Source organism: Actinosynnema sp. ALI-1.44 (genome assembly GCF_001984155.1).
Classification (GTDB): domain Bacteria; phylum Actinomycetota; class Actinomycetes; order Mycobacteriales; family Pseudonocardiaceae; genus Kibdelosporangium.
Window position 1 is genome coordinate 1 of record NZ_MTQO01000009.1, and the last position, 3,823, is coordinate 3,823.

A 3,823-nucleotide genomic window follows, 5' to 3' on the forward strand; every position below is an offset into this window, starting at 1 on the left:
ACCCGCATGGTCCGGGTCAGGGTTGTACAGCGCCTCTACGTCCCAACCACGATCGGTCGGGAACTCCGACACCCCATCGCCGTCCGCCTGCAACATCGCCCACAGTTGGTCCGGCGTGCTGACACCGCCTGGGTAGCGGCAGGCCATACCCACGATTGCAACCGGCTCGTCAACAACCGAACCCACAACCGGTTGACCCACCTCAACAACACCACCGGTCAGCTCCTCGACCAACCAGCCAGCCAGCACCTCAGGACTCGGGTAATCAAAAACCACCGTCGCAGGCAACCGAACACCCACCACCGCCGCCAAACGATTACGCAACTCCAACGACATCAACGAATCAAAACCACACTCACCAAACGCACGCCCCGCAACCACATCCCCACCACCACCAAAACCCAACACCGCAGCCGTCTCCGCACACACCACCTCCAACACCAACGCACGCACACCCACCACATCCAAACCAACCAAACGCGCCGCAAAATCAGTATCGGCATGACGGGCAGTGCTCCGGCGAACCGGTCGACGCACCAACCCGCGCAGCAAAGCCGGAATCTCGGTGGATCCGGAGGCGTAGGCGGTCAGATCGAGGTGGGTCGGTACCCAGACGCCGCCAGCGCTGGTCAGCTCGAAGAGCGCCATGCCTTCTTCGTCCGTCAGCGCACGGCCGAGACGACGGCGGTCGCTCTCGTTGAGCGTGTCGCCCATACCGCGCTGCCAGAGACCCCAGGCCAACGACGCCGCAGGCAGGCCCCGCCCGATCCGATAGGCGGCGAGAGCATCCAAGTACGAGTTCGCCGCCGCGTAGTTCGCCTGCCCGGCATTGCCGAATACGCCCGCGGCCGATGAGAACAACACAAACCGCGACAACTCCAGGCCCAGGGTGGCCTCGTGCAGATTCCACGCCGCATCGACCTTCGGCGCGAAGACCTTGCCGATTTGCTGCGCAGTAAGGGATTCCAGCATCCCGTCGTCCAGCACACCAGCCGCATGAACCACCGAGGTCACCGGCAGACCCATAGGCGCCAGCCCGAGGACCATCTCGACCTGCTCGCGGTCGGCCACATCCGCCGCAGCCACCGTCACTTGAACGCCGTGGTCACTGGCCCACTGGACCAACTCAGCCATGCCAGGGGCATCACCGCCCCGACGACTGACCAACACCAGACCAGGCACACCCTGCTCCACCAGATGGCGAACCACCACACCACCCAGCGCACCCGACGCACCCGTCACCAGAACAGAACCCTCACCCCAACCACCGCCCGCGCTCGCGGATACAAAATTCAGGCGAGCTGAATACAGAACACCACCACGCAAAACAAGTTGCGGTTCGCCAGTGGCAAGGACTTCCGAGAGGTCGATGTTGTCGAGAGCGTCTGTGGTGTCGGTGTCCACCAGAACGAACCGGCCCGGGTGCTCCGACTGCGCCGACCGCACCAAACCCCACACACCAGACCCAGCCAGATCCTCAACCTGATCACCCTCCAGTGCTGCGACCGAACCTGAGGTCGCCACCACCAGAACACCCTCACCAGAACGCAACCACTCCTGCAACTCTCCCAGAGCCCACACCGTACGAACCCGCACATCAGAATCACCAATCGCACGCAACAACGTGCCACCGACATCCCCAGCCACCACAGACACCGGCGACCACGACACCGCAAACAAAGAATCCACACGCGCCTGCAAGGACGCAGCATCAAGCACACGCGTGGCCAACGAATCCACTGTAGCCAGTTCCGCACCGTTGCTGTCAGCGAGAAGCAGAGCGCCATCGGCACGAACATGCACCCGCACACTCGATGCCCCACTGGCCGTCAACGACACACCACTCCACGAGAACGGCAACGACGGACCGCCATCGCCGCTCTCCTCGTCTTTCAAAAGAAGAGTGTGCAGCGCGGCATCCAGCAAAGCCGGGTGAATCCCGAACGCCTGCACATCCCCGTCGGTCGAATCGTCGAGGGCGACCTCGGCGAAGAAGTCGTCACCACGTTGCCAAGCCGCCTGCAGACCCTGGAAGACGGGGCCATAAACCAGATCTTGCTCGGCGACTCGGTCGTAGAAACCGTCCACGTCGATCCGAGTGGCACCGACAGGCGGCCATTCCACCAGGCCTTCGCCCACGTCGGCAGCGCCGTTGGTCAGGGTGCCGCTCGCGTGCAGAACCCAGTCCTGCTGGATGCTGCCCTCAGGCCGGGAGTACACGTCGACGCTACGTCGGCCATCCTGGTCAGGTTCGCCAACGATGACCTGCAGTTGCACCGCGCCGGAGTCAGTCAGAGCAAGCGGGGCCTGCAAAGTCAGTTCCTCGACCAGGTCACACCCGACCTCGTCACCAGCCCGCACCGCCATCTCAACAAATGCAGCCCCCGGCAACAGCACAACACCAGCAACCATGTGATCACCAAGCCACGACTGCTCACGCAACGAAACCCGACCCGACAACACCACACGGTCCGACTCCGCCGACACCACCACCGCACCCAACAACGGATGCTCAACCGCACCCAACCCCGCCGTGACCACATCACCACGAGACCGCCCAGCGGTAGGCCAGAACCGCTGCCGCTGAAACGCATACGTCGGCAACTCAACGCGGGAAGGCTTGTAAGGCGCGAAGAACACCTCCCAATCAACACTCACTCCATGGCTGTGCAAACGCGCCAACGCCCGCACAAGCTCGACCTCGGTGTCACGGCCTCGACGCAAGGTCGGAATGAAGGCCACCTCGTCAGGACCCATGGTTGACAGCACCGCGTCCGGCCCGATCTCCAGGACCACCCCGGTGTCAAGAGTCTTGACAGCATCAGCAAACCGAACCGGCTCACGAACCTGACGCACCCAGTAGCCCGGGTCACTCCACTCATCCGAGACCGCGGCACCGGTCACCGTGGAAACCCCGTTGAGAATCGGTGTCCCGAACTCAATAACCGAAATCGCGTCAGCGAAGTCCACCAGCATCGGCTCCATCAACGCCGAATGGAACGCATGACTCACACGCAACCTGCGGGTCTTCACACCCTGCCCTGCCAAGACAGCAACGACCTGGTCAACTGCGGCCTCCAGGCCGGACAGCACCACCGAGGCCGGGCCGTTCACCGCAGCAATCGACACACCATCCACCAACAGCGGAGCCACGGCGTCCTCGCTGGCGGCCACAGCAACCATCGCACCGCCCTCAGGCAGGGCCTGCATCAACCGAGCCCGCGCAGACACCAACACACACGCGTCCTCAAGCGACAACACCCCAGCCACATGAGCAGCCGAGATCTCACCAACCGAATGACCCGCCACCACCTCAGCCTTCACACCCCAAGCCTGCAACTGCCGCCACAGAGCCACCTCGATCATGAACAGCACCCGCTGCGCGATACCAGTCGGGTCAACCACGGCATCCGGGTCGGTCACCACCGACGGCTCGAGGCCCATCAGAGCGCAGATCTCGTCCACGGCCTCCGTGAAGACCTCGAACTTGCCGTACAGGCCCGCAGCCATCCCAGCCCACTGCGCACCCTGACCCGTGAACACCACACCAACCCGGCCAGACCCACCAACCACATCCACACTCGCAAGACCCGCCACAAGCTCCTCACGCGTAGGGCCTACAACAGCAGCCCGCAGATCCATGGCCGAACGAGAAGTCGCTAGCGAGTAGGCCACATCCACCGAGGACAACTCAGGACGGTCCTCCACAAACGACCTCAACCGCAGAGCCTGCGCCCGAACCGCCTCCGAGTTCTTGCCCGACAGCACCCACGGCACCACACCGGAGACATTCGGTGCCTCCGCCGCAAGGCTGTTAGGAGCC

At 63.5% G+C, this 3,823-nt stretch carries 1 protein-coding gene; it reads right to left on the minus strand.

Annotated elements, in window-relative coordinates; translation table 11 throughout:
- Positions 1 to 3,780 (minus strand): SDR family NAD(P)-dependent oxidoreductase (locus ALI144C_RS00070; protein WP_441297518.1); only part of this gene is annotated, 3,780 nt, incomplete at its 3' end.
- Positions 3,781 to 3,823 lie beyond the last annotated feature (43 nt).